The 25,766-nt window shown below is 72.1% G+C and carries 30 protein-coding genes and 3 pseudogenes; 17 read left to right on the top strand and 16 right to left on the bottom strand.

Annotation, left to right across the window (positions count from 1 at the left end):
• Positions 1-556: pseudogene (locus tag CCN56_RS01940) on the top strand (hypothetical protein); the annotation flags it as partial.
• A 218-nt stretch (positions 557-774) separates the two neighbouring features.
• Positions 775-1,986, top strand: coding sequence for a helix-turn-helix domain-containing protein (locus tag CCN56_RS01935; RefSeq protein ID WP_086822634.1), 1,212 nt, complete (start codon positions 775-777; stop codon positions 1,984-1,986).
• 37 nt (positions 1,987-2,023) lie between these two features.
• Here CCN56_RS01935 and CCN56_RS01930 read toward each other — a convergent pair whose 3' ends face one another.
• Positions 2,024-2,512, bottom strand: coding sequence for a helix-turn-helix domain-containing protein (locus CCN56_RS01930; RefSeq protein ID WP_086822630.1), 489 nt, complete (start codon positions 2,510-2,512; stop codon positions 2,024-2,026).
• A 93-nt stretch (positions 2,513-2,605) separates the two neighbouring features.
• On the opposite strand from CCN56_RS01930, the gene CCN56_RS01925 reads away from it, so the two are divergent.
• Positions 2,606-3,031: a tautomerase family protein gene (locus CCN56_RS01925; RefSeq protein ID WP_086822628.1), complete on the top strand. Its 426-nt coding sequence runs from the start codon at positions 2,606-2,608 to the stop codon at positions 3,029-3,031.
• 48 nt (positions 3,032-3,079) lie between these two features.
• Here CCN56_RS01925 and CCN56_RS01920 read toward each other — a convergent pair whose 3' ends face one another.
• Positions 3,080-4,567, bottom strand: a complete 1,488-nt coding sequence (locus tag CCN56_RS01920; protein ID WP_086822625.1) for a long-chain fatty acid--CoA ligase — start codon at positions 4,565-4,567, stop codon at positions 3,080-3,082.
• Positions 4,568-4,727: 160 nt separating this feature from the next.
• Here CCN56_RS01920 and CCN56_RS01915 point away from each other — a divergent pair, with 160 nt between their 5' ends.
• Positions 4,728-5,879, top strand: coding sequence for a CdaR family transcriptional regulator (locus tag CCN56_RS01915; protein ID WP_086822647.1), 1,152 nt, complete (start codon positions 4,728-4,730; stop codon positions 5,877-5,879).
• A gap of 13 nt (positions 5,880-5,892) precedes the next feature.
• On the opposite strand, the gene CCN56_RS01910 is transcribed toward CCN56_RS01915, so the two are convergent.
• The 4 genes from CCN56_RS01910 to CCN56_RS01900 form a co-directional block, all read right to left on the bottom strand.
• Positions 5,893-6,345: a DUF5709 domain-containing protein gene (locus tag CCN56_RS01910; protein WP_086822622.1), complete on the bottom strand. Its 453-nt coding sequence runs from the start codon at positions 6,343-6,345 to the stop codon at positions 5,893-5,895.
• A gap of 66 nt (positions 6,346-6,411) precedes the next feature.
• Complete coding sequence (locus tag CCN56_RS42875) at positions 6,412-6,579, bottom strand: hypothetical protein (protein WP_179199639.1); 168 nt, start codon at positions 6,577-6,579, stop codon at positions 6,412-6,414.
• A 310-nt stretch (positions 6,580-6,889) separates the two neighbouring features.
• Positions 6,890-7,417 carry a hypothetical protein gene (locus CCN56_RS01905; protein ID WP_086822620.1) on the bottom strand — a complete coding sequence of 176 codons (528 nt, stop codon included), beginning with the start codon at positions 7,415-7,417 and terminating at the stop codon, positions 6,890-6,892.
• 124 nt (positions 7,418-7,541) lie between these two features.
• A complete protein-coding gene (locus tag CCN56_RS01900; RefSeq protein WP_256961662.1) occupies positions 7,542-8,063 on the bottom strand; it encodes a hypothetical protein in 522 nt (173 codons plus the stop codon).
• On the opposite strand from CCN56_RS01900, the pseudogene CCN56_RS01895 reads away from it, so the two are divergent.
• The 6 genes and pseudogenes from CCN56_RS01895 to CCN56_RS42460 form a co-directional block, all read left to right on the top strand.
• A pseudogene (locus tag CCN56_RS01895) lies at positions 8,014-8,355 on the top strand (TetR/AcrR family transcriptional regulator); the annotation flags it as partial. The gene CCN56_RS01900 and the pseudogene CCN56_RS01895 overlap by 50 nt on opposite strands.
• A gap of 92 nt (positions 8,356-8,447) precedes the next feature.
• Entirely contained in the window at positions 8,448-9,560 is a 1,113-nt protein-coding gene (locus CCN56_RS01890; RefSeq protein ID WP_086822644.1) for an ABC transporter substrate-binding protein, read from the top strand.
• Between the two features lie 147 nt (positions 9,561-9,707).
• A complete protein-coding gene (locus CCN56_RS01885; RefSeq protein ID WP_086822617.1) occupies positions 9,708-10,580 on the top strand; it encodes a DUF2382 domain-containing protein in 873 nt (290 codons plus the stop codon).
• Positions 10,581-11,062: 482 nt separating this feature from the next.
• Positions 11,063-12,556 carry an IMP dehydrogenase gene (locus tag CCN56_RS01880; protein WP_086822614.1) on the top strand — a complete coding sequence of 498 codons (1,494 nt, stop codon included), beginning with the start codon at positions 11,063-11,065 and terminating at the stop codon, positions 12,554-12,556.
• A gap of 76 nt (positions 12,557-12,632) precedes the next feature.
• Positions 12,633-13,208, top strand: a complete 576-nt coding sequence (locus CCN56_RS01875) for a GNAT family N-acetyltransferase (RefSeq protein ID WP_086822609.1) — start codon at positions 12,633-12,635, stop codon at positions 13,206-13,208.
• Positions 13,209-13,385: 177 nt separating this feature from the next.
• Positions 13,386-13,976: a hypothetical protein gene (locus tag CCN56_RS42460; protein ID WP_143664403.1), complete on the top strand. Its 591-nt coding sequence runs from the start codon at positions 13,386-13,388 to the stop codon at positions 13,974-13,976.
• Positions 13,977-14,043: 67 nt separating this feature from the next.
• Here the strand turns inward: CCN56_RS42460 and CCN56_RS01865 are convergent, their stop codons facing one another.
• Positions 14,044-15,021 carry a zinc-binding dehydrogenase gene (locus tag CCN56_RS01865; protein ID WP_086822603.1) on the bottom strand — a complete coding sequence of 326 codons (978 nt, stop codon included), beginning with the start codon at positions 15,019-15,021 and terminating at the stop codon, positions 14,044-14,046.
• Positions 15,022-15,125: 104 nt separating this feature from the next.
• Between CCN56_RS01865 and CCN56_RS01860 the strand changes: the two genes are divergently transcribed.
• Positions 15,126-15,470 carry a helix-turn-helix transcriptional regulator gene (locus CCN56_RS01860; RefSeq protein ID WP_086822600.1) on the top strand — a complete coding sequence of 115 codons (345 nt, stop codon included), beginning with the start codon at positions 15,126-15,128 and terminating at the stop codon, positions 15,468-15,470.
• 48 nt (positions 15,471-15,518) lie between these two features.
• Here CCN56_RS01860 and CCN56_RS01855 read toward each other — a convergent pair whose 3' ends face one another.
• A complete protein-coding gene (locus CCN56_RS01855) occupies positions 15,519-15,743 on the bottom strand; it encodes a hypothetical protein (protein ID WP_373412806.1) in 225 nt (74 codons plus the stop codon).
• Between CCN56_RS01855 and CCN56_RS01850 the strand changes: the two are divergent.
• A pseudogene (locus CCN56_RS01850) lies at positions 15,658-15,975 on the top strand (LysR substrate-binding domain-containing protein); the annotation flags it as partial. The gene CCN56_RS01855 and the pseudogene CCN56_RS01850 overlap by 86 nt on opposite strands.
• A gap of 164 nt (positions 15,976-16,139) precedes the next feature.
• On the opposite strand, the gene CCN56_RS01845 reads toward CCN56_RS01850, so the two are convergent.
• From CCN56_RS01845 to CCN56_RS01830, 4 genes are all read right to left on the bottom strand, one after another.
• Positions 16,140-17,021: a hypothetical protein gene (locus CCN56_RS01845; RefSeq protein WP_086822597.1), complete on the bottom strand. Its 882-nt coding sequence runs from the start codon at positions 17,019-17,021 to the stop codon at positions 16,140-16,142.
• A gap of 101 nt (positions 17,022-17,122) precedes the next feature.
• Positions 17,123-17,767 (bottom strand): response regulator transcription factor, encoded by a 645-nt coding sequence (locus CCN56_RS01840; protein WP_086822641.1) that lies wholly within the window; start codon positions 17,765-17,767, stop codon positions 17,123-17,125.
• Between the two features lie 53 nt (positions 17,768-17,820).
• A complete protein-coding gene (locus CCN56_RS01835; protein ID WP_086822594.1) occupies positions 17,821-19,152 on the bottom strand; it encodes a sensor histidine kinase in 1,332 nt (443 codons plus the stop codon).
• Positions 19,152-19,880 (bottom strand): hypothetical protein, encoded by a 729-nt coding sequence (locus CCN56_RS01830; protein ID WP_086822591.1) that lies wholly within the window; start codon positions 19,878-19,880, stop codon positions 19,152-19,154. Before CCN56_RS01830 ends, CCN56_RS01835 begins: the two co-directional genes overlap by 1 nt.
• A 128-nt stretch (positions 19,881-20,008) precedes the next feature.
• Here CCN56_RS01830 and CCN56_RS01825 point away from each other — a divergent pair, with 128 nt between their 5' ends.
• Positions 20,009-21,208: an MFS transporter gene (locus CCN56_RS01825; RefSeq protein ID WP_086822588.1), complete on the top strand. Its 1,200-nt coding sequence runs from the start codon at positions 20,009-20,011 to the stop codon at positions 21,206-21,208.
• Between the two features lie 7 nt (positions 21,209-21,215).
• Here CCN56_RS01825 and CCN56_RS01820 read toward each other — a convergent pair whose 3' ends face one another.
• Positions 21,216-21,749, bottom strand: a complete 534-nt coding sequence (locus tag CCN56_RS01820) for a GNAT family N-acetyltransferase (RefSeq protein WP_256961661.1) — start codon at positions 21,747-21,749, stop codon at positions 21,216-21,218.
• Between the two features lie 113 nt (positions 21,750-21,862).
• Positions 21,863-22,435 (bottom strand): hypothetical protein, encoded by a 573-nt coding sequence (locus CCN56_RS01815; RefSeq protein WP_256961660.1) that lies wholly within the window; start codon positions 22,433-22,435, stop codon positions 21,863-21,865.
• A 163-nt stretch (positions 22,436-22,598) separates the two neighbouring features.
• On the opposite strand from CCN56_RS01815, the gene CCN56_RS01810 reads away from it, so the two are divergent.
• On the top strand, positions 22,599-23,222 hold the full coding sequence (locus tag CCN56_RS01810; protein ID WP_086822637.1) for a histidine phosphatase family protein: 624 nt from the start codon (positions 22,599-22,601) through the stop codon (positions 23,220-23,222).
• A gap of 23 nt (positions 23,223-23,245) precedes the next feature.
• Here CCN56_RS01810 and CCN56_RS42870 read toward each other — a convergent pair whose 3' ends face one another.
• Entirely contained in the window at positions 23,246-23,419 is a 174-nt protein-coding gene (locus CCN56_RS42870; RefSeq protein ID WP_179199638.1) for a hypothetical protein, read from the bottom strand.
• A gap of 195 nt (positions 23,420-23,614) precedes the next feature.
• On the opposite strand from CCN56_RS42870, the gene CCN56_RS01805 reads away from it, so the two are divergent.
• The 3 genes from CCN56_RS01805 to CCN56_RS01795 all read left to right on the top strand — a co-directional run bounded on the left by CCN56_RS01805 (position 23,615) and on the right by CCN56_RS01795 (position 25,114).
• A complete protein-coding gene (locus tag CCN56_RS01805; protein ID WP_086822583.1) occupies positions 23,615-24,001 on the top strand; it encodes a VOC family protein in 387 nt (128 codons plus the stop codon).
• A gap of 94 nt (positions 24,002-24,095) precedes the next feature.
• Positions 24,096-24,581, top strand: a complete 486-nt coding sequence (locus CCN56_RS01800) for an SRPBCC family protein (protein ID WP_086822580.1) — start codon at positions 24,096-24,098, stop codon at positions 24,579-24,581.
• Positions 24,582-24,700: 119 nt separating this feature from the next.
• Positions 24,701-25,114, top strand: coding sequence for a hypothetical protein (locus CCN56_RS01795; protein WP_143664402.1), 414 nt, complete (start codon positions 24,701-24,703; stop codon positions 25,112-25,114).
• Here the strand turns inward: CCN56_RS01795 and CCN56_RS01790 are convergent.
• A complete protein-coding gene (locus tag CCN56_RS01790; protein WP_086822574.1) occupies positions 25,107-25,661 on the bottom strand; it encodes a GNAT family N-acetyltransferase in 555 nt (184 codons plus the stop codon). The genes CCN56_RS01795 and CCN56_RS01790 overlap by 8 nt on opposite strands.
• Between the last annotated feature and the right edge of the window lie 105 nt (positions 25,662-25,766).

The following is a 25,766-nucleotide window of genomic DNA, read 5'->3' as shown; positions in this document are numbered from 1 at the left end:
GTTGAGGCTGGCGTCCGACATCTGCCGGCAGCTGTCGGACGCCAGCCTCAACAAGATCACCGCCACCATGGAGTCGGTCGGCACCCCCTCGGCCTTCGACCAGATCGCGGGCGTCCTCACCGACCAGCCGATCGTGACCATCCCGGTCCGCATCCACCTGCAGAACCCGTTCCTCGGCGACAACTGCTACATCGGGACGAAGTCCAGCCCGATCCTGCTGCGCCCGCGGAACCTCAACGGGCCCGAGTTCGGCGTCGACCGCTTCAACGGCGACGGCTCCGCGAACGAGGAGGGCGACCTGAGCCGCCTCGACCTCCTCGGCTCCACCCAGTACGACGACACCTTCGCCGTCCCGGGCGCCAGCGGCTGCGGCCTGGGACTCGGCCTGGTCAACGGCGCCGTCAACCTCAAGACGGGGCTGCCCGCCGCCTCCGGGAAGAACAAGCTCGTCCTCAACGACACCCAGACCCACCTGACCGGCCTCTTCGCCCCGGGCCTCCTCGCCCCCGACGCCGGAAAGGTCTTCTCGCAGGCCTGGCACTCCGCCGTCAACTAACGGCCACTCAGGGGTGATTACCGGCCGACTCGGCCGCGTACGCCCTCCCGGACGACCTGACTCTTGCTCAAGTTGTGTACAGCACACAACAGTTGTCCTAGCTTTCAGCCGTCCACATCGGTACGTACCTGACGGCCACGGCGGCGCCCACCACTCCAGGTCGGGCGCCGCCGTGCGGCTCCCCCCACCGGTCGCGTAGCAGAGCAAGGGATCGGTTCATGCCCTCCATCGCACAGTCACCGGCGCTCGGTGAGCCGCTCGATCCGCTGCCCAGAGAGTTCGCCGCGCTGATGAGACCGGAGATCCCGGGGCTCATCAAGGAGATCGGCGTCGAGATCGAGCGGGCCTACCCGGTCTACGCCCACCTCTTCAACGGCCCCCACTCCGACGCCATCCGCCAGGGCGTGGAGCACGCCCTGTCCGCCTTCGTGGACCGGGTCGACCACCCGGGGACGAAGTCCGCCCTCCGCGACGAACTCCTGCGCCAGTTCGGCCGGGTGGAGGCGTACGAAGGCCGGGACCTCGACACGTTACAAGGCGCCTACCGCCTCGGCGCGCGCATCGCCCTGCGCCGCGCCAAGAGCATCGGCCGCACCTACAACCTCTCCCCCACCCTCATCCTGGCCTTCGCGGACGCCCTCTTCGCGTACGTGGACGAGCTGGAGGCCCTCTCCCGCGAGGGGTACGTCACCGTCCAGGCGCGGGCCGTCTCCGACGTGGCCGCGCTGCGCAGGAAGCTGCTCCACCTGGTCGTCGCCGGCCCGCCGCTGCCCCGGGCAACCATCGCCGAGCTCTGCCGGGAGGCGTCCTGGCAGCTCCCCGCCGAGTGCACCGTCGTCGCCCTCCGGCCGCCCGCCACCGGCCTCGTCCCGTCCCGGCTCGACCGGGACGTCCTCGCCGACCCCGGCCTTCCGCACCCGTACCTCCTGGTCCCCGGCCCGCTGACCGGCGAGCGCCTCGCGATGCTCGACGACGCCCTGTCCGGCACGCCCGCCGTCCTCGGGCTGACCGTGCCGACCGCGCAGGCCGCCCACTCGCTGCGCTGGTCCCGGCGGATCCTCCAGCTGATCGACGACGGCATCGTGGCGGACGCACCCGTCGTGCGCTGCGAGGAGCACCTCACGACCCTGTGGCTGCTGTCCGACCCGGCCCTCATGGACCAGCTCGCCCGGCGCGAACTGGCCCCGCTCGACGGCCTGTCCGGCACCCGGCGCGACCGCCTCGTCGAGACCCTGCGCGTCCACGTCTCCACCCGGGCCCCCGCCGAACAGGTCGGCGAGATGCTGGGCGTCCACGCCCAGACGGTCCGCTACCGCCTGCGGAACCTCGACAACCACTTCGGCGACCGGCTCCTGGACCCCGAGCACCGCTTCGCCCTGGAGGCAGCCCTGCGCTCGCTCCACCTCCACGGCAGGAAGCGCACGGACTGAACCCCGTACGGCTCCCCGCGTCACGGCGGCCCGTCGTTCAGTCGCGACGCCAGGCGGGGTGCAGGCGGATCTCGATGTCGTCGGAGGACGGATCCGGTGCCGGATCGGCGGTCACGCGGACGCTCAGCGGACGGCCGCTGTCGGCCTCGACGAAGGCCAGGGGCGGGCGGCCGTCCTGCAGGTACGTGTCTCCCCACCGGATCAGCGAGAGGAAGACCGGCAGCAGGTCCTCGCCGGCCCCGGTCAGCCGGTACTCGTCGCGTACGCGCTTCCCCGGCTCCTGGTAGGGGGTGCGGGTCACGACCCCGGCCGACTCCAGCTGCTTGAGCGCGCGGGAGACCGAGGGCGCGGAGGTACCGATCCTCGCCACGAAGTCCTCGAACCTGGTCGTGCCGTAGAAGCACTCCCGTACGACCATGAAGACCGTCCGGGTGCTCAGCAGGTCCAGCACCCGGCCGGCCGAGCACCCCTCACCGATCGACCACGCGTCCCGGTCGCTCAGTCGCTTCTCGAACCTCATCGCCATCGACTCAGTATAACTAATGCTTGCGTTACTCAGCCCTGGCGTGCTTGCATCTGACTAACGAGATCGTTACTCAGGAAGGAGCGATGAACCGCCATGCCCCTGTGGACCGTTCACCACACACCGGGAATCTTCTCGGACGACGAGAAGCACCGGCTCGCCGCGTCGATCGCGGACCACTACGAGAAGGTCGGCCTGCCCCGCTTCTACGTGGTCACCCTCTTCCGGGAGACCCGGCCCGAGGACTTCTACGTCGGCGGGGAGCCCACCCCGGCCGGGGTCCGCATCACCATCGACCACATCGCCCGGCGCAACCCCGACGAGGACAGCAGGCGCCGGACCGCCCTCTGGATCAGGGAGATGCTCCGCCCCCACCTCGAACGGCACGCCGGACTCCACTGGGAGTTCCACGTCGACGAGACCAGCGAAGAGCTCTGGATGATCAACGGTCTGGTCCCTCCGCCGGGCGGCTCCGATGCCGAACGGCGCTGGGCCGAACAGAACGCGGCCGCCCCCTACTGACCCGGTCGGCGGCCAGAAGGGGGCGGGGCACGTCGCGTTCCGAGGCCCTCACTCCACGGGCGCGGTGATCTCCCGCTTGAGGATCTTGCCGCTCGGTCCCAGCGGCAGCGCGTCCACGAGCCACACCCGGCGCGGGTACTTGTAGGCCGCCACGCGGTCCTTGACGTACTCCCGCAGCTCGTCGGGGAGGACCTGCGCGCCGGGGCGGAGCACGATCGCGGCCGCGACCTCCTCGCCCAGTTCGGGGTGCGGGACGCCGACCACCGCGGCGAGGGCGACGGCCGGGTGCTCGTGGAGGACCTCCTCGATCTCGCGCGGGTAGACGTTGTAACCGCCGCGGATGATCATGTCCTTCTTGCGGTCGACGATGTACAGATAGCCGTCCTCGTCCGCCCGGGCCAGGTCGCCGCTGCGCAGCCAGCCGTCGGGGATGGCCGCCGCCGTCTCCTCGGGGCGGTTCCAGTAGCCCTTCATCAGGTTCGGCCCCCGGACCGCCAGTTCGCCGATCCCGCCGGGGGCCACGTCCTGGCCCTTGTCGTCGAGCAGCCGCACCTCGACGTCCCGGATGGGGGTGCCGATGGAGCCGGCCTTGCGGGGCCGGTCGGGGTGGTTGAAGGTGACCACCGGGCTGGTCTCGGACATGCCGAAGCCCTCCAGGACCGGACAGCCGAAGCGCCGCTCGAAGCCGTGCAGGATCTCCACCGGCAGCGACGCGCCGCCGGAGATGCACATCCGCAGCGTGGAGACGTCCGTCTCCGAGGGGTGCTGCAGCAGCGCCGCGTACATGGTCGGCACCCCCTCGAAGACGGTGGCCCGCTCACGGGCGATGGCCGCCAGGACGGCCCCCGGCTCGAAGCGCGGGATCAGGACGAGGGAGGCGCCGCTGCGCACGGCCGCGCTCATGGTGCAGATCTGCCCGAAGATGTGGAACAGCGGCAGACAGCCCACCACCACGTCCTCCGGCGTCATCTCCTGGATGTGGACGCTGTTGACCTCGGTGTTGTGCCGCAGCCCGCCATGGGAGAGCACGGCACCCTTCGGGCGGCCGGTGGTCCCGGAGGTGTACAGCAGGACGGCCATGTCCTCGTCGTCCGTGTCGGCGACCCCGGCCAGCGGCTCCTGCCCGGCCAGCGCCGCGGCGAACGCGGTGGGTTCGACGGCGGTGTGCGCCACGCCTGCGGCGGCCGCCCCCTGGGCGCCCTCGCCGGGCGCCTGGTGCCACTCGAAGAGCCGTACCGCGCCGGAGTCGGCGAGGTGGAACTCGGTCTCCCGGGTCTTCAGCAGCGGGTTCATCGGCACGACGACCGCTCCGGCGCGGAGGATGCCGTAGTACAGCACGACGAACTCGGGGACGTTGGGCAGCATCAGCGCGACCCGGTCGCCGGGCCGTACGCCCTGGGACCGGAGCAGGGCGGCGGCACGGGCGCTGCGCTCGTCCAGCTCCGCGTAGGTGATGACCTGCTCACCCAGCCGCAGCGCGGGGCGCTCGGGCTGCCGCCCGGCCGTCTCCACGAGGAACCCTGCCAGATTGGCCATGACCCGCCTCCGTTACACGGAATCGCCGAATGTTTACACCGTCGGCATCTTGCAGTCATATACGGCCGCGTCCTATGGCCGACGGGACAACGCGCGGCCTTCCGGATTGTCCTTGAGGACAATCCGGCGGCGTTAAGCTGCGCAGATGATCCTTTCGGGCGTGGCGCAGGCGCTTCAGGCGAGGCTTCCGGAACTGGGCGAGCGCATGGCACTGCGCATCCGCGCGCATGTCGAGGCGTACGAGGAGGAATCGCTGATCCCCCTGGACTCGCTGCGCCACTCCTGCACCGCCAACGCGGACCTCATCCTCAGCCACCTCCGCCTCGGAGGCACTCCGGACGCGAGTTCGGCCCGTGAGACGGGGCGGCTCCGCGCGGAGCAGGGAGTTCCGCTGGCGGACACCTTGCACGCGTACCGGATCGGCTCGCAGTTCCTGTGGACGGAGATCCTCGCCGAGGCCCGCACGCGCCCCGAGGTCTCCGGCGATCTCCTGCTGTCGGAGTCGACGGAGTTCTGGGCCCTGTCCGGTCTGTACTCCGAGGCCGTGGCGGTGGCCTACCGGGAGGCGGCCGCCGAACTCACCGCACAGGGACAGGCACGGCGCTCCGCCCTGGTGGAGGCGCTGTTCACCGGCATCGTCACCGACCGCACCCTGTGGGAGACCGCCCGCGAACTGGAACTGCCCGAGCACGGGCCCTACGCGGTCGCCGCGGCGAAGGCGGGTGCTCCCGGCGAGGAGCCGCTCACCGGGGCGGAGGCGGCACTGCGCCAGGCGAACCTTCCCTCCGCCTGGAGGCTTCTGCCGGACCAGCAACTCGCCCTGATCGCCCTGCCCACGGCATCGGCGGAGACCACCTGCCTGCGCATCCTCCGCCGGACGCGCGCCCGTGTGGGCTTCAGTCCGCGCTTCCACTCGCTGCGGGACACGCCGCAGGCCCTGCGCTTCGCCCGTCTCGCCCTGGCCGGTCTGGAGGGCACCGGCCCCGGCGTGGCCCGCTTCGACGACAACCCGCTGGCCATGGTCGTCGCCGCGGCTCCGGCCGAGGCCACGCACCTGATGGAGGTGGTGCTCCGTCCGGTGCTCGATCTTCCGGCCGCGGAGCGGTCCCGTCTCCTTCGCACCCTGGAGCACTGGTTCGCCGCCGCCGGCTCGGCCGGCGCCGCGGCTCGGAGCCTGTTCGTCCACCCCAACACCGTCCGCTACCGCCTGCGGCGCGTGGAGGAACTGACCGGCCGGTCCCTCTCCGATCCGCGGGCGACGGCGGACATCGGTGCGGCACTCCTGGCGGTCCGCAATCCGGGGGCGAGCTGACGCCCCTCAGGGGTCATTCCTCGTCGATGATGTGCATCGCGGCCTCCTCGGCGGACGCGGCGCCGCCGTCGAGGCCGAGGTCCCGGGCGTTCAGCTCCGCCCGGACGGAGTGCGTTCCCTCGTCCTCGGACATCAGACGACCCGCGCGCCGGCCGCCGACCTGGTCGTCCAGCAGCTCGCCGTCGGTGTCCGTCGTGTCGCCGAGGCCGTCGCCCTCGAGGAGGGGAAGCTCGGGCTCCTCCTCCGCCAGGCGCTCGTCGAGGGACTCGCCCCGTTGCCGTTCGGCCGCGGTCACTCCTGCGTGCTCGGCTCCGAGGGGCCGTTCCGGCGGCGAGTACCCCGTGTCGAGCGGGTCGCCGACCGGTCCCTCCAGGGTGTCCTCGTAGTCCAGGACACCCACGTCGTCCTGGACCTCGCTGCCGTCGGGCTGGTAGACGTCATCGCCCCACGCTTGCGCCTCGGTCATGTGGAACTCCGTTCCTGCGGCAGGGCCATCAGCTGTTCCCAGGTCCACGACGGCTCTCGCCCGGGTTCACTCCTCTCGCTCGAAATCGGCCTTCGCCCGCTCGTCGTCGAGGTCGGACTGGGCCTGTGCGTACAGGTCGTGCACGAATTTCCGGGCGTCGTCCGGCGAGATGCCGACGCCGAGCCGGAGCAACCGACCCGTCCATGCGCCGAGTGGATCGTCGGGTACGGTCATGGCGCCTCCTGAGGGGGAGTGCGGTCGATGCCGGCCGATGCGGATGCGTGGTGGAGCACGACGTGGACCGGCGGCCCGAGCCGTCGTTTCGGACCGGCCGGGAGACGACTGCCGACCCGCACGCGGACGGGTCCGCACATCCCTGGTGCGGGGCGCCTTCGGCAGGCGTCGAATCCCTGCTCTCCATTCCATGATCCCCGCCTCCGGTACAAGCGCAACCCGGTGTTTCCACCGGCCATGATCCGGCACGAAGGGGCGGACGGGCCCCAGGCCCCGCCCGGCGGAACAGGGTCGTCCGGCAGTTTTATGCCTAGCCCACCCACCGCCGCAGCAGCTCCTCCCGCTGTGCCCCGCGAGGGGATCCGCCCTCCCATGCGCGGCCCCACTCGGACATGGCCGCCAGCGTCGTGGCCATCGTCGCGGCGCCCTCCGTGAGGCGGGACAGGAGGGCCCGGGAGAGATCGACCTCCGTCGGGGAGTAGCCGACTGCCGCGGCCACGTAGGCCTTCATCTCGTATTCGCCGTCGTGCGATTCCAGGCCCAGCGTCATCAGCGGCGGGGCCTCGCCCAGCCGGCCCGGGCCCACCGTCATGGCCAGGTTCATCACCATGTCCAGGGCCACGTCCGTGACGACGCCGACCTGCCGCTTCAAGGACTTCACGGGGACGTCCGCCACCGTCAGGGCGCGCACGCCCTCCCAGAGGTGGAGGCCGGACTGTCCGTCGCCGAGGGCCAGCACGCCGTCGGGGGTCAGACGTACCCCGGGAGCCTGACCGGACGGCTTCGCGCCCACGTACACGTCGCCCTCGGCGATCCAGAACAGGCCCACCATGGCCATGGCTTGCTCACTTCCCCCGACGGCGGCACGCCGCCGTGTCACACGTCAAACGATCAAGTCGGTCGCCCTCCGGAACGCATGGACAGGCCTGGAGGTTCCCATGTCCGGGCGCCGTGCCCCGCCCTCATCCCCGGGCGACGGCTCCCCGGCCGCCGCCGGTCCGCGACGCGGCCGGCCAGGCGCGGTAGCCGCGCGGGGCCGCCCGCTGCTTCCGGGACTCGGAGAGGAGGGCGATCGCCGGGTGGGTGCCGGGCCTGGGGTTCCTTCCGCGGGCGAGGCGGCGCATCTGGTGGCGGACCGCCGCCACGCCGGCGGCCGAGGCGAGGGTCTTGTCCGGCCAGGTCACCGGCTTCATCTGCCGCTCGGCCTCGCGGTCGCGCTTCCAGCGGTCGGGCAGATCGGGGGTGACGGCGAGGGCGGTGCCCATCCCGACGACCGCCACACCGCTGCCGAGGACCGTCTCTGCCGTGGCACGCCGGGTGATGCCGCCGGTCAGCATCAGCGGGATGGGGCTGGTCCTCACGAGGTCCTCGGCCAGGTCCAGGAAGCAGGCCTCGCGGGCCCGGGTGCGGTCGTCGGCGGGACGGCCCGTCATCGCCGGGCTCGCGCTGCGCGCGGTCGCCCGCCGGGCGGGCGTGTCGGCCACGGCCCCCTACCGCCACTACGAGGACCGTGACGCGCTCGTCTCCGCGGTCGCCGCGGAGGGCCACCGCGAGCTCGCCCAGCACCTGGCCGCGGCCCACCCCGCACCGTCGACGCCCGAGGACCTCGCCGCGGTCTCCGTCGCCCGCGTCCGGTTCGCACTCGACCGCCCCGCCCTGTTCCGGGCCATGTTCGCCGGACCGTCCGACCCGACCGACGAGGAACGCGTCGCCGCGACCGCCGTCATCACGGAGTACGTCCGCGGCCTCGTCCGCGAGGCCTTCCCCGGCGCGGACGAGACGGGCGCCCTCCCCAGCGCCGAGGCCCGGCGGCACGACGGACGAATAATCGGTTGCCACGGGCGACGGCAGTGGCTCCAATGACCGGCATGATCACGCCATCCTCACCGTCCGCGGTGGAACGCACCGACGGGTCGCCCATCCGCCTGGGAGCTCTCGTCCCGCTGACACGGCCCGGCTGGGTCGAGGCGGGCCGACACCTGCTCGCGGGGCTCGACCTGGCCGTGCACGAGGTCAACGAGGCCGGCGGGATCGACGGCAGGCCCCTGGAGCTGCTGGTCCGGGACACCGCGGCCGATCCGGAGCGGGCCGCGGCGGCCGTGGACGAACTGGCCGGCCTCGGCGTGGCCGCCGTGGTGGGCGAGTACCACAGCGTCGTCGCCCGCGCCGCCGCCGCCCGGGCCGACGCCCTCGGCGTGCCGTTCCTCTGCTCGTCCGCGGTGCTCGACGGCCTCACCGAGGAGCCGACGGAGTGGGTCGCGCGCCTGGCCCCGGCCCAGTCCCGCGGCTGGCGTATCTTCGCGGACTTCCTCCTCTCCGAGGGCCGGCACCGGATCGCCGTGGCGACCCAGCCGAGCGTCTACTGGGCTTCCGGGACCAGCGTCCTGCGGGAGCACCTCGCTCCCCACGGCGGCACCGTCGTCGAACTCGACGCGAACGTCCTCACCCCCGAGGCCCTGTGCGAGGCGCTCGTCGAGCACGACGCGGCGGCGCTCCTCCTGCTGGTCGGCACTCCGGAGCCGGCGGTGCCGATCGTCAGGGCCGTCCGGGGCGACCGGCGGCTCGCGGAGCTGCTGATCGGCGCTCCGGCCGGGCAGCCGGAGTTCGCCGCATGGGCCTCGGCACTGGGCGAGGACGGTACCGGGATCCCGTTCCTGCGCTACCTGCCCGAGCACCTCGGTCCGCTCGGCGAACGCGTCGCGAAGGAGCTCCGCGAACGGCTGGGCGAAGCACCCTCGTTCGTCGCCTTCGAGGGCTGGGACACCGTCACCGTCCTCGCCTCGATGCTGCGTTCCCAGGGCACGGACCGGCCGGGTGTCGCCGGGTCCTGGCCGCGCGTGGCGGTCGAGGGCACCCGCGGGCCGATTCGGTTCTCCCGTACACCGGGCATCGGCGTGTGGCAATGGACGTGGGCGCCCATCCACGTCGCGGATCGGGACCCGGCGGCACCCGATCGCCTCCGCATCCGTCACACGGGCTGAGAGCGCCCTGAGCGGCGAAACGAGCAACTCCCTTCATTTCAAGGATCAACTAGGGATCAATCAACCAAATCAACGGCGGTTTACGGGGTCGCCGCTCCTTTCTCCGGTTAGCCGCAGGGCGACCACGACGACGCCAGGAGGGTGAACATGATCGCCAAGGAGCAGATCCCCACCGTGCTGGATCACCCCGTGTACGACACCGAGGGCAAGAAGGTCGGCGAAGCCCGGCACGTGTTCGTCGACGACGCCACGGGTCGCCCCGCATGGGTCACCGTCAAGACAGGGCTGTTCGGGACCAGCGAATCCTTCGTCCCGATCAAGGACGCCTCCATGGTCGACGATCATCTGAAGGTTCCCTACCCCAAGGACAGGATCAAGGACGCTCCGCGCGTCGACGTCGACCGCGGAGGCCATCTCGACGCGAGCGAGGAGCAGCGTCTCTACGCGTACTACGGCATCGCCTGGGACGACGCCTGGCAGCGGGCGAACCGGCCCGGCGAGGGGGGCTGGGCGCACGGCACCGCCGGCGCGGCCGGCAGGACGGGCACCGAAGGCATGGCAGGCGCCGAGAGCATGACGGACCGGGGGACGGCGCGTACGGGCCGTCCGGCCGGCGACGACGCGATGACCCGGTCCGAGGAACAGATGCACGTGGGCACCGAGCGGGTCGAGACCGGGCACGTCCGGCTGCGGAAGTACGTCGTCACCGAGGAGGTCCAGGAGACCGTACCGGTACGCCACGAGGAAGTTCGCGTGGAACGCGAGCCGATCACTGACGCCAACCGGGAACAGGCCCTGTCCGGGCCCGAGATCACCGCGGCCGAGCACGAGGTGACCCTCCACGAGGAGCGCCCCGTGATCGAGACGCGGGCCGTCCCGGTCGAGCGCGTCAGTCTGCGTACGGACGAGGTCACCGAGGAGGAGACGGTCACCGGCCAGGTGCGCAAGGAGCGCATCGACGTCGAGGCCGACGACATCCCCGACACGCCCCGGGACCGCGACGAGGGACGCGGCAAGTAGCCCGCGTCCCTCCCCCGTTTCCCACACATCCTCAACCGTGCCCGTCCGGCCTGCCCTCGGCCGGACGGCGCGTGTGAGGATCGGTCCCATGAGCCGTGTCCACTGAGCCGTGTCCACGACGACGAGCAACCGGCCGGGGCTCATGAGCGGGGCGACGCCACGACGTGGCCGTGTTCGTCCGCTCGTGAGCGTCGCGTGCCGGGTCCGGCTCCCGAACGGGCGTACACGAGCGGTGCGCTAAGATCACGTATGGCGTCATGGAAGTCAACGCCTGTGCAGCACCGCCGGATTCGGATCTGTCGCGCCTTCGCTGTCGATGCGGCCGCGCGTGCGAGCACTGCCCCCGCCGGGCGCGCCCGCTCTCCACATTACAGAGCGCCTCCTTCCGACAGTGCGCAACCGGCCGGCATCGATCCGCACCGACCGTTCGAGCCTCGCCCATCCGCCGCGACCCGGCGCGCAGGCTCCTCGCTGGAGACGATGTGAAAATCCTTCCCGAGATCTCTCGTACGCTGAGTGAGTACCTCCTCATCCCCGGCCTGACCACAGAAGACTGCACACCGGACAATGTGGATCTCGGGGCGCCCCTGGTGCGTCACCGGGTCGGCGAGGAGCCGGGAATCCGGCTCGCCACCCCCATGGTGAGCGCCATCATGCAGGCGGTGTCGTCACCGACGCTGGCGGTGGCCCTGGCCCAGGTCGGCGGGCTGTCGTTCATCCATCAGAACCAGCGGGTCGAGGACCAGGCCGCGGACGTGCTGGCCGTGAAGCGGCACAAGGCCGGTTTCCGGACCAGTGAGGTCACCGTGGCGCCGACGACGCCTCTCGGTGAGGTCTCCCGGCAGCTGGCCGACACCGAGCAGGGCGTGGCCGTGGTCACCCAGAGCGGGGAGGCCGACGGCGCGTTCCTCGGGATCATCAGCCTCGACGACTTCCACCTGGAGCGTCACGGAGCCTCCGAGGCCGCCGGCAACCGGATGCGGGGCCGCGACGGCCTGGTCACCGCGCCGGCCACGGTCTCGCTGTCCGAGGCGAACGAGCTGATCTGGAAGCACCATCTGGACGTTCTTCCGGTGATCGAGGACGACCGGGTCGTCTCCCTGGTCCTCAAGAGGGACTACCAGGCCCACAAGACGTACCACCGGGCGACCGTGGACGGCGAGAAGCGGCTGCGGGTCGGCGCCGGCATCAACTCCCGTGACTTCAAGGACCGTATTCCCGCCCTGGTGGAGGCCGGTGCGGACGTGCTGTGCCTGGACTCCTCCGACGGCTATTCCGTGTACCAGGCGAGGACGGTCGAGTTCGCCCGGGAGACGTACGGGGACGACGTCCACGTCGGTGCGGGGAACGTCGTGGACGGACGGGCCTTCCGTTATCTGGCCGATGCGGGCGCGGCGTTCGTGAAGGTCGGGATCGGCGGCGGGGCCATCTGCACCACCCGGGCCCAGAAGGGCATCGGCCGCGGGCAGGCCTCCGCGCTGCTCGACGTGGTCGAGGCGCGCGACGCCTACGCGCAGGAGACCGGGGTGTACGTACCGCTGTGCTGCGACGGCGGTCTGCTCAACGACTCGCACATGGCGATGGCGCTGGCGATGGGGGCGGACTTCATCATGCTGGGCCGCTACTTCGCCCGGCTCGACGAGAGCCCGTCGCGGAAGCTGCAGATCGGTGGGCAGTGGTACAAGGAGTACTGGGGTGAGGGCTCGCGGCGCGCGCAGAACGCGGCCCGGTACGGCCAGCGCGGCCAGATGGTCTTCGAGGAGGGCGTCGACGGCTATGTGCCCTACGCGGGCAGCCTGTACGACAACGTGGAGCGGACCCGGGCGAAGCTGACCTCGACGATGATCAGCTGCGGGTCGACGAACCTGCGGGACTTCCACCGTGACGCGGTGCTCGTTCCGGTGTCGGCGGAGTCCTTCAAGCAGACCGGCGCCGAGGTGCAGCTGCGCCAGCCCACCATCGACTCCGGCGAGTGATCCGGCCGAGTCGCCGCCGCGGGCAGGTCCGCGGCGGCGACTCGGGCCGGTCCGCGGGGTGGCTAGGCTATTGATCATGACGCCGCCACCGCCCCGCGACACGACCGCCGAGACCACCGTCCTCGACGCCCTGGAGCTCACTTCCGATCCGGATCCGGGGGAACGGTTCGCGGAGTCGGCCCACCGGATCCTCGCGGACCTGGTCCGTGGAGGTGCCGCGCTGGGCTGGGTCGAGCCGCCCTCGCGGGACGAGGTGGCGGAGCTTCTGGGCCATGTCCTCGCCGCCGTACGTGCCGGGGACGCGGCCCTCCGCGTGGCCCGCCTCGACGGCAGGATCGTCGGCTTGGGGTACTGGCTCCGCTACGCCCGGCCGACCCATCGGCCGCACGCCGATCTCGAGAAGCTCGCGGTGGACGTCGCCGCCCAAGGGCGCGGCGTCGGCCGAGCGCTGACCGCCGCCCTGATCGCCGACGCCCGGGAGGCGGGGATCGAGGTGCTCACCCTGGACGCCCGCGGCGACAACGCCGACGCCCTGCACCTCTACCGATCTCTGGGCTTCATCGAGTACGGCCGGCTGCCCGACTTCGTCGCCGTCGGCGAACGCCGCTACGACAAGGTCTTCTGCATGCTCGACCTCCGCCGCCAGGACTGACCGCGGGTCGCGCACCGGGGGCTCGGACGGACGGCCCGGCCCTTCCGCCGCCCGGCCCCACCCCCTACTCGGGTACGAGGCCGGCTCGGCACCGTGGTGTGACGTGGTCGACGGCGCCCCCTCCCTACCCTTCCGTGCGTCGGCGACGGCCGACGATCACGAGAACGGGGAGAGGTCATGTCATTCCTTGTGTCGCGGCGCGCCCGCAACGAGCGGTCCTCGGGGCCCGGTTCCCGTGTCGCCCCCGCACGAGCCGCGAGCCGGGCCGGGTACGCCGCAGCACTGCTGCCGGCCTCCGTGGTGACGCTGGGGGCGGTTGCGGCCGGGCGTGCGGACCGGGCGCGTGCCTGGTGGGCCCGGGCCGCCGGGCAGCAGTCGGCAGCGCTGTCGTCGGCCCGGCAACCCGGCACGTGGCGACTGCTGGCGCACGCGCTGTTGTGCGTGCCGCTCGGTCTCCTCGCCCTCATACCGGTGGGCATCGAGGTCCTGTTCGTCCTTCGTGGCGTGCTCTACGGCCTCGTCGACCAGGGCCCCTACGACCATTCCTGGGGCGGCCCGAGCCTCGCCGGGGCGTGGGTCGTGCACTTCCTCGTCGCCCTGCCGTTCGCGGCCGCCGGCCTGGGAGCACTCTGGCTGCTGGGCGGTCTGCACGCCCGCCTGGCGGGCGGGATGTGGGGCCGCAAGGTGGGAGCGGGCCCCGTGCTCGCGCTGCTGCTCTCGTCCGCCGCCGGCATCGTGCTGGTCATCGCCTGGATCCACCAGCTGTGAATCCGTCATGCGGGCAGCATCGCCGACCTGGAGGCCTCCGCCTCGCGGTGGCCTCCGGCGGAGGCGGTCAGTCCTTCACCCGCAGCAGGAGCTTGCCCGTGGAACCGCGTCCGCCCAGGAGCCGGTGGGCCTCGGCCGTTTCGGACAGGGGGAACTCGGCCGTGACGGGGAGGGTCACCGCCCCTTCGGAGACCGCGCGCAGGGCGCGTTCGGTCAGGGCGCGCGCGGCGGCGGGTGCCGTCTGGGCGAGCGTCAGGACGGAGAAGCCCGCGACGGAGTGGCCCTGGCCGTACAGTTCGGGCTGGCCGACCTGCCACGGCGCGCCGCCGCCGGCGTTGCCGAAGGAGACCAGGCGTCCGAAGGCGGCCAGGGCGTCCAGGCCGCAGCGCAGGGTGTCGCCGCCGATCGGGTCGAGGACGAGGTCGACTCCCCTGCCGCCGGTGGCCCGCCGGACGTCCTCGGTGAAGGTGTCGGGCCGGAAGACCTCGTCGTAGCCGTACTTCAGGGCGTACGCGGCCTTCGCCTCGGTGGAGGCGACGCCGTACACCGCCCCCGCGCCCGCCGCACGGGCCAGTTGGCCGACGGCCGTGCCGATGCCTCCCGCCGCGCCGTGCACCAGCACGCTCTCCCCCGCCCGCAGCCGCCCCACCTCGTGGATCAGGGCGTGTGCGGTCGGCAGGACCGTGGGGAGGGTGGCCGCGGTCCGCAGGTCGAGGCCTTCGGGGAGGGCGAAGACGGTCGAGGCCTCGGCGAGGACCACCTCGGCATATCCGCCGCCGCCGACGAGGGCGGCGACCTCCTGGCCCACTTCGAGGCCGTCCACTCCCTCGCCGAGGGCGCGGACGTGGCCGGAGACCTCGAGGCCGGGCCGGTAGGGCAGTTCGGCGACCCGGTATCCCTCCGTGCGGGCCTTGACGTCGGCGAAGTTCACTCCGGCCCAGGCGACGTCGATGGCCACCTGGCCCGGGCCCGGCCGGGGTGTCTCGGCCTCGACGAACCGCAGGACCTCGGGACCGCCGTACTCGTGGAACTCGATCGCGCGCATGGACGAACCACCCTCCAAGAAGTGTTCAACAGGAAGCGAACACTCGCACTGTATGATGGTCACCGAACATTGAGCAAGCACATATCGGCGGAGGAGTGAGCGGAATGCCGGAGCAGGCTGGGGGCGCGGGCCACCGCGCGGCGCCCGTGCACACGCACCCCGATGACGTCGCCCTCCTCACCGCGCTCTCCGCGCTCGCGGACCCCGTGCGCATCCAGCTGATCCGTGAACTGGCCGCCCAGCCCGACTGGACGCTCAGCTGCAGCAACTTCGACGTGCCCGTCGGCAGGGCGGCGAAGAGCCACCACTTCACCGTCCTGCGCGGCGCCGGTCTCGTCGAACAGCGCGATCAGGGGCCCAAGCGGCTCAACCGGCTGCGCCGCGAGGAGTTCGACGCCCGCTTCCCCGGCCTCCTCGCACTCGCCCTGCGCGCCGACGAGCTGGACTGAGCGCCTCTCACGCGGCGGCCCGTCGCGCGTACACCTCGATCTCGGTCTTCATACGGGGGTCGGCGAGCCCGCACACGAGCATCGCGGCGGATCGGCGAAGGCGTGCTTCGCCTCGGACAGCGCGGCCTCGATGGTGCGCAGGCACGGCTCGGCCTGCTCGACCACGTCCTCGGAGATCGCCATCGCGGTGCAGTCGAATCCGGTCATCCTGACCTTCCTCTCGCGCAGCTGTACGCCTTCGTCGTGCTCGCCGAGGAACTCCGCTTCGGTCACGCGCTGTTCAGCCGCGAGCCCGGGCGGGTCGCCCTCACCCCGGCGGGGCGGGAAACTCCTGCGTGGAAAGTGCACCGACGTGGGCCTGCTGCGCGAGCCCCCCGCCGACGACGCGGAGCTCGGCTTCGCCACCGTGCCGACCGAACCGTTCGCGGCGGTCCTGCCGTCCGCGCACCCTCTCGCGCGGCAACGGACCGTGCGGGTCGAGCAGTTGGCGGACTGCCCCTTCGTACTCCTTCCTCGTACGGTCGGCCCGCCGCTGTACGGCCGGATCGCCGGCCTGTGCGCGGCGCCACCCGCACACGAGTCGCCGTCGCCTGGCGCGAGGACGACCGGAATCCCCTGGTCTCGCGCCTCCTTGAGGTCCTCGACCGGGACCGGGGCTGAGCACGTACGTCACCATCCGCCCTCGAAGAAGGCCAGAAGTGCCGGTCGGGGATCGACCGCTGTGCTCGTGTTCGCCACCGCGACGACGATCGCGAACAGTGACGCGAGCACCGCGAGGACACCGAACGACCCGAGCGTGCGCCGCGCCCGCCGGTCGGCCGGCTCCGTCCTCCTGAATCGCCTCCACGCCGACACGCCCAGGACGACGAGGCCGACCGCCACGATCGCGGCGATCACGGCCATCGCCACGTGGTAGCGGGCGAAGTCGCCGATCATCACGTCGAGCGCGGGCGGCTCCTGGTCGCCCGCGCGCGGGACGACGGCCAGGTCTCGTCTGATCCGAGCGAGTACGTCGGCGACTTCACCGTCGCTCGCGCCGGTCGGCAGCATCGGCAGGAGAGAGGCGAAGGGCGCCGTCGCCCCCTGGATGTTGGCCGCCACCGCTGCCAGCGAGAGCAGCGCGAGCAACGTGGCGAGCACGCCGGCCGCGGCGAGGGAGAGTCTTCTCCCCGCCCCGGGGCCATCGGCCTTCAGGAAGGCCTTCCAGAGCAACACGCCGAGTACGACGAGCACGATCAGTGCCATCGCGGCGATCACGGCCTTGGCGAGGTGGTAGCGGAACCAGTGGTCGACGATCCGGTCCAAGTCCGGTGAGAGGGCCCGTTCACCGGAGTTCCAGTACGCGACGAACGCCTCCCGGAAGGCCCCGGCGAGTTCTCCCGCCTCTCCGAAGTCGTCTCCCGGACCACTCGCCGCCCGTGTGCGCGGGGCGAGGACGAAGGCGGCGACGAGGGCCAGGGCCGCGGTGGCGAGGGCCGCGATCGCGCGACCGGGGAGGGTCGCCGATCGCGACGGGGCTGTGGAGTCCGCGCGGTGCGGTGCTGCTGTCATGCGGACCACCGTCGCCGACGAGCGGCGGCGGGTCACCGGAGCAGGCCGGAGTCCCGGGGTGTGGACAGCCCCACCCCCGGGTCTCCGGCGACGGACCGCCGTCAGCCCCTCAGATGGCTGAGGACGGCAAGCACCCGACGGTGGTGGGCGTCGTCGGGCAGGAGGCCGAGCTTGGCGAAGATGTTTCCGATGTGCTTCTCCACCGCGCTGGCGGAGACACCCAGCCGCCCGGCGACGGCCGCGTTGGAGCAGCCCTCGGCCATGAGTGCCAGAATCTGCCGTTCCCGTGCGGTCAGCGCGCCCAGCGCGCTGTCGCGGCGCCGCTCCGCGAGCAGTTGGGCGACGACCTGGGGGTCGAGCACGGTCGCGCCGCGGGCGACCCGGTGCAGGGCGTCGAGGAACTCCTCGATCCTGGCGACCCGGTCCTTGAGGAGGTAGCCGACCGCGCCGGAACCGTCCGCGAGGAGCTCGCCCGCGTAGGAGGCCTCCACGTACTGGCTGAGCATCAGCATCGGCGCGCCGGGGAGCCGCGAGCGGGCGTCGGTCGCCGCGCGCAGGCCCTCGTCCCGGTGGGTCGGCGGCATGCGTACGTCGACGATCGACACGTCCGGGCGGTGCGCGAGGACCGCCTCGACCAGGGAGGGGCCGTCGCCGACCGCGTCCACGACCTCGTGCCCGTCCTCGACGAGCAGGCGGACCAGGCCCTCGCGCAGCAGTACGGAGTCCTCGGCCACGACGATCCGCAGCGGACCGCGGACCGCGCGCTCCGCCGACGGCTCGGGCTGCCCTCCGTCCGGTGTCAGCAGCACGGCAGCTCGGCGGTGATCGTCGTCGGGCCCCCGGAGGGACTGTTCACCCGCAGTCGGCCGCCGGCGGCACGCAGCCGCTCGTCGAGCCCCCGCAGTCCGTGTCCCTTGTCCAGGGACGCGCCGCCCACCCCGTCGTCCGTGACCCAGACCCTCAGGGTTCCCCCGCTGTGGCGCAGTCCGATCGCGCACCGGTGCGCACGGCTGTGCTTGGCCACGTTGGTGAGGGTCTCGGCGATCACGAAATACGCGGCGGTCTCGACGGCGGGGTCCGGGCGACCGTCGAGGGGGCCGGCGTCGAGTTCGGCGGGGACGGTGGAGCGCGCGGCCAGGACCGTGAGGGCCTCGTGCAGGCCGCGGTCGACGAGGACCGGCGGGGCGATGCCGCGCGACAGCGCCCGCAGCTCCTCCAGTGCCTCCTGGGTCTGGAGGATCGCGTCGGCGAGGGCCGCCCGTACGGTCTCCGGTCTGCTGTCGAGGTGGCGCTCGGCCCGCCCCAGTTCCATCGCGAGGCGGACGAGGCGCTGCTGGGGGCCGTCGTGGATGTCGCGTTCGAGCCGGCGCAGGGCGGCCGCCTCGGCCGTAACGGCGGCGACGGTCCGTGCCCGGGCGGTGTCCCGCTCCTGCTCGGGTCCGCCGGTCCCGCGGTGGAGGGCGGAGGCGTCGGAGAGCAGGATCCGCCCGAGACCGGCCTGCGCCGTGGCGCACGCCCGGGTCACCGGCGGGAGGGTGAGGAGCAGCAGGAGACCGACGGCGGTCCCGAAGACGGCCCGGTCCGTCGGCGACGTCAGCCCCAGGCCCACGCTGATGTGGGACGGGGCGTCGCCCGTGGTCAGGGACAGGGGGCGCAGTGATCCGGGTGGCGCGTCCTCGTAGCGCAGGACGCAGGTGACGCAGGCGAGACCGACGGACCACCAGAGGGCGGTCACCGCGGACATGACCAGGGCGACGGGAAGCGCCACCACCGCGTGGGCCGCCTCACGCCACGGGCCGGAAGCGGGCGCGGCGGTACGCCCTTCCGGACTCGACCGCGGCCCGGTGCGTTTCGTCCGCCCGGCCGTCGGCCCCACGTGGGCGATGCGCCGCCGTTCGAGGTCGGCGCACCACCGTGCCGGGGCCAGGGCGCGGGCCACGGCCGGTGAACCGCCGGGCAGCAGCAGACCGGCCGTCGCGGCGAGCAGTCCGCCGAGCGCGGGCAGGAGTCCGGCCGCGGCGGTCACCGGGGCGGTGAGCAGGTAGAGCGACCGCACGAGCGTGGCGCGTCCCGTGCGCAGGAGCAGCCCCTCCGTACCCGGTCGCCGCGATCCGCGTCGTCCGGTCGGCATCAGCCGACCCTGTCGGTCGCCGTGACCCGGTGGGTCTCGAGGCCGGGCGTGGCGAGCAGGTCGGCGATCAGTTCCTCGGATCCGCAGACGTACGTGCTCACCAGGTCGACGTCGCCGCCCACGCACCAGGCGCGGTCCTGCGGCCACCACAGGTCGGGGAGCTCGGCGAACTCGTCCAGGAGTTCGGGGGACACGACGTCGGCCAGCGTCCCGGACAGCAGGATCTCGTCCCTCTCGGGCGTCGGAAAGGTGGGTACCCCGTGCCAGTCCCAGCGTCCGTACCCCTCCCACAGCCCGAACCAGCACCGCTCCGGCGTGGTCGTGTGCCGCGCGAGGACGGGGATCATGGCGCGCGCGACACCGCCGGGCGTGGGGCCTTCGCCGGGGTGCTCGTCCCATACGCCGGGCAGGCCGTACTCCCCCAGGTTCTGGTAGAATCGCTCCGCGCCGATCACCTCGTGCCAGTTCGTCAGCGCCTCGACCCGCCGCCCGTAGGCGGCGGCGACGGTGTCCCAGCGGACCGGGACCTCGTCGAGACCCGCGGGGTGCAGTACGCGCGCGTACGCCGGGAAACCGGGGGCGGCGACACCGGCGACGGTGCCGAAGTCGCCGTGACCGGGGTGGCGTTCGTCGAGCCAGCGCGCCGGTGCGAGGTCTTCGGTCTCGACGCGCAGGCGTCCGTACAGGGCGGGGCCGGGTTCAGTGCCCGATCGGGTCCATCCGTGCATGCGCACAGTCTGCCCCGGAAGGCGGCGAACGCCTCCTGCGGGAGGCCCCTTGGGCCACACGGTCGACGACCCGCCGGCGGGCGTCGCGCCGCCGGGCGGAGACGGGCGGCGGGGATACGGTCGGCGGCATGGTGGGTGATCGTCAAGGGTGGCTCCGGTGTCTGCTCGCGGGGGCCGTGTTCGTCGTGGGGATGACCGGCACCACGCTGCCGACGCCGCTCTACCCCCTCTACCAGGAGAAGTTCGGCTTCTCCGAGCTGACGGTGACCGTCGTGTACGCCGTGTACGCGTTCGGGGTCATCGGCGTCCTGCTCCTCGCGGGCAACGCCTCGGACACGGTCGGCAGACGGCCGACGCTGCTGTGGGGACTCGGGTTCGCGGCGGCGAGCGCGATCTGCTTCCTGGCCGCCGACGGACTGGGATGGCTGTACGCGGGCCGGCTGCTCTCGGGCCTGTCGGCCGGCCTGTTCACGGGGGCCGCCACCGCGTACGTCATGGACCTCGCCCCGCCCGGCGGCCAGTCCCGGGCGACGCTCGTGGCGACGGCCGCCAACATGGGCGGGCTCGGCTGCGGTCCCCTGCTCGCGGGCCTGCTCGCGGAGTACGCCCCCGAGCCGCTGCTGCTCCCGTTCGCCGTGCACCTCGCCCTGGTGTCCGTGGCCGCCGTCGTCCTCCTGCGGCTGCCGGAGACCGTGCGGGAGCCGCGGCCCCTGACCGCCGTACGGCCGCAACGGCCGGCCCTGCCCGCGCAGGTCCGTCCGGTGTTCGTGCCGGCGGCGATCGCCTCCTTCGCGGGGTTCGCCCTGTTCGGGGTGTTCACCTCGGTCAGCCCCGCCTTCCTGGCCCGCTACCTGGACGTGGACAACCACGCGGTGAGCGGTCTGATCGTCGCGCTGGCCTTCTTCGCCTCCACCGCCGGACAACTCGCCGTCGGCCGCTTCGGAGTGTCCCGGTCCCTGCCGCTGGGCTGCGCCGTGCTCCTCGCCGGCCTGGCCTTCCTGGCGGGGGCGCTCTCCGCGGAACTCCTCGCCCTCGTGGTCCTCGCCGCCGTCGTCGGCGGAGCCGGCCAGGGCCTCTCCTTCCGCGCGGCCCTGTCCGCCGTCGCCGCGGCCGCGCCGGTGGAGCAGCGCGCGGCGGTGATCTCGACCCTGTTCGTGGTCGCCTACACGGGCATCTCGATCCCGGTCATCGGAGTCGGCCTCCTGTCCGAACCGCTCGGCCTGGAACAGGCGGGCCTGGTGTTCACCGGCTGCATGCTGCTCCTGGTCGCCTCGGCCGCCACGTACCTGCTGCGCAGGCCGGCGAGAACGGGGGTCCGTGAGGACTGAGTGGCGATCACATGGGGAGCGAGAGCAGGCGGACCTCTCCCGGCGGCCAACTCGCGTCCTCGCGCAGTGGCGTCCACATCGTCCGCAGCGGCATGATCACGGGCCCCTCGGGTTGTTCGACGTGGACGTCCTGCTCGACGGTCCGCCAGCCGAGTCGCCGGTAGAGCGGGACGAGCGGTGGGCGGCAGAAGAGAAGCCCGTACCGTGGCCCCATCTCCCGCGCGTGGTCCAGGGCCGCCGACACGACCGCCCGCGCCAGTCCGTGCCCCCGCAGGTCGGGGGCGACGGCCACGCCGCCGACACCCACCACCTGTGTCCCGACACCGTCGATCGACAGGGGGAGTCGCAGCAGACCGGCGTGCGCGACCAGGCGGCCGTTCCGCCTGATGCCGAAATGCTCCTTCTTGGGCAGCCAGGTCAGTCCGGCGTCCGCCACGCCGAAGGGATCGGCGCTGTCGCCGAGGATCTCGATCTGGTCGCTCTTCGTATAGTCCGTGAGCCGCACCACGGTCGGCGAAGCGGGAGAATGACGGTCTGTCACCGTGGCCTGGTCCCTTCGTGTCGGCCCCGGGGCAGTGCCGCGCAACGGGCCCCGGGCCTTTCCGCTCTCGTCGTCGAGGGTCGAGGAGAAGCGCGCCGCCGGGCGCACTGACGTCAGATGCGAGGATCGGCCAGTTGCGTGGGGAGACGCACCGACGCGTCGTCACTCACGGAGGCCACCCCGAGGTCCCGGCGCATCAAGGTCCTCAGGTTCTTCAGCAGTTCCCAGACCTCCGCCTGGGCGCCGAAGGCGGTGGCGATCGTCTCCCCGGGTTTGGGCTCTTCCCGATCGAGGCGTTTGACCTGGCCGTACACCCTGTTCAGGGCCTTGTTGACCGCACTCGCGCAGGCGAGCACGTCGTCGGGGACGATCAGCTGCGCTTGGGAGTACGTGTCTCGGTGGGTTCTTTTCGCCTCGTCGAGCTCCGCGCGGTCGGCCTCTTCGACCCTCCGTTCCTGCATGACGTGCAGGAACTGGCTGAGCGCCGTGGTGAACTGACGTGCGTCCCGATTGAGCTCCACATAACTGGTGCGTCGGAGAGCCAGGTTCTCGCTGCCCTCCTCGTGCTCCCGGACCAGCTCTATCTCCCGGCGCTTCGCCCGTTCGGAGGCGCGTTGGGTGAGCAACGAGCCGCCCAATGTGCCTGCCACACCTGCCACCGCGATGAACACAGAGCCGAGATCCACAGCACCCCTCGAAGCCGCTCGCAATCCACTGACCATCATCTGATCACGTTTCACTCCGGACGTTAAGCGACGAGCCGACCGAGGATCCAGGGGGAACCGCACAGTGTCGAAGCACGTCCCTCCCGACGTTCGCAAGATCACGAACCTGTCGAAGGAGCCGAGCATGACGGGAACCGCCGCCCGCTACCTGTACCTGGCGCGCCACGGTGAAGCGTCCGAGGACGAGAGCACGTTGACCGACAGCGGCCGCCGCCAGGCCGTTCTGCTCGGAGAGCGGCTCCGGAAGGCGCCGCTCACGGCGATCCACCACGGCCCGCTCGCGCGCGCGGAGCAGACGGCTCGGCTCGTCCACGAACAGCTCGACGGGGTTCCCCTGCGGATGTCCCCGGCGGCCGGCGACTACGTCCCGTACGTGCCGCGCCGCGAGGAGCTGCCGACGGAGTCGGCCGACGCCATGCTCGGGTTCCTGGCCCGGTTCCCTGCGGAGGAGCGCGAACACGGCCCCGGTCTTGCCGCGGAGGCCGTCGCTCGCTTCACCGGCCCCGTCGACGGCGATCAGCCGCGTCACGAGCTCGTCGTCACGCACAACTTCCTGATCGCCTGGCTCGTCCGGGAGGCCCTCGACGCGCCGAAGGGGCGCTGGATGGGCATCAACCAGGCCAACGCCGCGCTGACCGTCCTGCGCTACGCGCCCGGCCGGGCCCCGGCCGTCCTCTTCTTCAACGACACGGGCCACCTCCCCGCCGAGCTGCGCTGGACCGGGTTCCCTTCCGAACTGCACATCTGACGTGGTGTCGGGTTCCCCTGGGGTCACTTCTCCTCCGTGCACCACCAGTTCGGCGGGGCCCACACCGCCTTCATCGGTTCCTGGCGGGGACACGGTTTGCCGAAGAGGCCGGAGACGCCGTAGACACCGTCGCCGTCGAGCGGCTCATCCTGGCAGCGGCCGCCGACGACATCGCCCGCCCGTGCCCCCTCTGTCACTGCGCCCCCGTTCAGTGAGACCATGCGTCAGCGAGCATCAGAGCGCTGTCGCCCCACACGAGGCGGGCGGCCGGGGAAACAGGCGCCGGAGCCGTTCCGTCCGGATCAGGGTCGGCCGGGGCTCTTGATCAGGGCCTTCTCGGTGACCATGATCATCAAGTCGAGACCCGACCCCGGAAAGGTGATGTACCCATCATGCGAGTCAAAGCCTTCGACCACCTCGTGCTCAATGTGACCGACGTCGACAAGGCCCTCGAGTTCTACACCGGCGCCCTGGGCCTCGCGCCCGAGCGGGTCGAGGAGTGGCGGGCCGGCAAGGTGTCGTTCCCGTCCGTGCGGATAAACGAGAACACCGTCATCGACCTCTTCTCCCGCCCCAGGGGCGAGTCCAACGTCGACCACATCTGCCTGGTCGTGGACCCCCTCGACTGGCAGGAGGTCATCGACTCCGGCACGTTCGACGTCCTGGAGGGCCCCGTCCCGCGCTGGGGCGCACGCGGCTCGGCCCAGTCGGTCTACGTGAAGGACCCCGACGGCAACACGGTCGAACTGCGCTGGTACCCGCAGGACGTCGAGGACTGAGTCCCAACCCCGGAGACAGGCGGCCCACGCGCCCGCTAACGTACCCGCGAGTAGGAAGTGGGCGGCAGTCCCACACGGTGCGAGGGAGCGGGCCATGGATCGGCAGTGGAGCCTGGAGGAGAGCACGGTCGTCGACGCGCCGCCGGCGGCCGTCTACCGGTTGGTGTCGGACCTCAGGAACATGGGGCGCTGGAGCCCGGAGTGCCGGTCCGTATGGGTGCTTCGGCCTCCGGCGCGGGCCGGTAGCCGGTTCATCGGGTTCAACCGGCGCGGGCCGTTCCTCTGGCCGACCCAGGGACGGGTGACCCGGATGAGTCCGGACAGCGAGTTCGTCTTCGACATCAGCGTCTTCGGGCTGCCGATCGCCCGCTGGGGCTACCGGTTCGAACCGGAGGGCTCGGGCACCCGTCTCACCGAGTTCTGGGAGGACCTGCGGACCGGCGGGCACCGGGCCAAGGCCGCCGACCTGCTGGGAACGGTCTTCGCCGGGACGAACCCCGAGCGCCGGGTCGCCCTCAACCGGGCCGGCATGCGCACCACCCTCGAACGCATCGCGCGGACCGCGACCGCCGGGACCTGAGGGGCGGCGGCACCACCGGCTCCGGAGGCCCTGTGGACCCGGCCCGGCTCTCCCGGGAGACTGGGCCGCGCCGACCGCCCGTCGGACGGCGGTTCAGCGACGACACCTCGGGAGACGACATGCCCACGAAGGCCATCGCCACGCTCGGCGCCGCGAGTCTGACGGCCGGACTGCTCTTCGCCCTGCCCACGGCGACCCCCGCCGCCGCTTCCACCTACCCCACCAGCGACTTCGACGTCCCTTACGGGCAGACGTACACCAAGGGCACCATCACCTGGTACAACCGGGCGGTGGGCATCGAGGGGGAGCAGAAGTCCGTGAGCTCGACCTCCTGCCGGAGGACCCTCGTCGACACGTTCACCGCGAACGGCGTCTACCTCGACACCAGGAGCAGCAGCCCGGTGTGCGGCCAGTCCGCCAAGATCTCGTTCTCCGTCCCCGCGGACGTGGCGGGCGGCGCGGGGAGGGTCAACGTCTACCTCGTCTGGGAGGAGACCCAGGAGGTCCTCGCCCTGCAGACCGTCGTCAAGTGACCCGGTAGGCCTTGCGCATCGCCGCCGGGGTCCGGTACAGCACACACCGGCGCAACGGTCCTTCGGGGACGCTCGGGTCCTCGAAGTCGTCCGCCGGATCGTGGGTCATGCCGATCCTGCGCATCACCGCCTGGGAACGAAGGTTGCCGACGGTCGTCGACGCCAGGATCTCCGGCAGTCCGAGGACCTCGAAACCGAAGGCCAGGCAGGCCAGGGCGGCCTCGGTGGCGTAGCCGTGCCCCCACGCCGAACGCGTCAACCGCCACCCGACGTCCACCCCCGTGAAGGGCATCGTCCCGTCCACCACGTCCAGGCCGGCACGGCCGACGAACTCACCGGTCGCCCGCTTCTCGAGCGCCCACCATCCGAAGCCCCGCTCGTCGAACTCGGCCTGCATGAGGGCCGCGACGGCATCGCTCTGCTCCCGCGTCTGCAGGTCCCCGAGGTACTCCCTGACTTCGGGGTCGGCGTTCATGGCCGCCCACGGTTCGAGGTCGGACTCCCGCCAGCGACGGAGCAGAAGACGATCGGTTCGCAGTTCCGGCATGCCTCCCAGACAACCCTATCGGGATCAGGAATGTCGACCGATTATGCGGCGCCCGCTCGCGCGGGCCGACCGTCGCCCGGGCCGTGGCCCGCGTCCCCGGTGCCA

Source organism: Streptomyces sp. NRRL B-24572, assembly GCF_002156145.1.
Taxonomy (GTDB): Bacteria; Actinomycetota; Actinomycetes; order Streptomycetales; family Streptomycetaceae; genus Streptomyces; species Streptomyces vietnamensis.
This window is presented reverse-complemented; position numbering and strand designations above follow the sequence as displayed.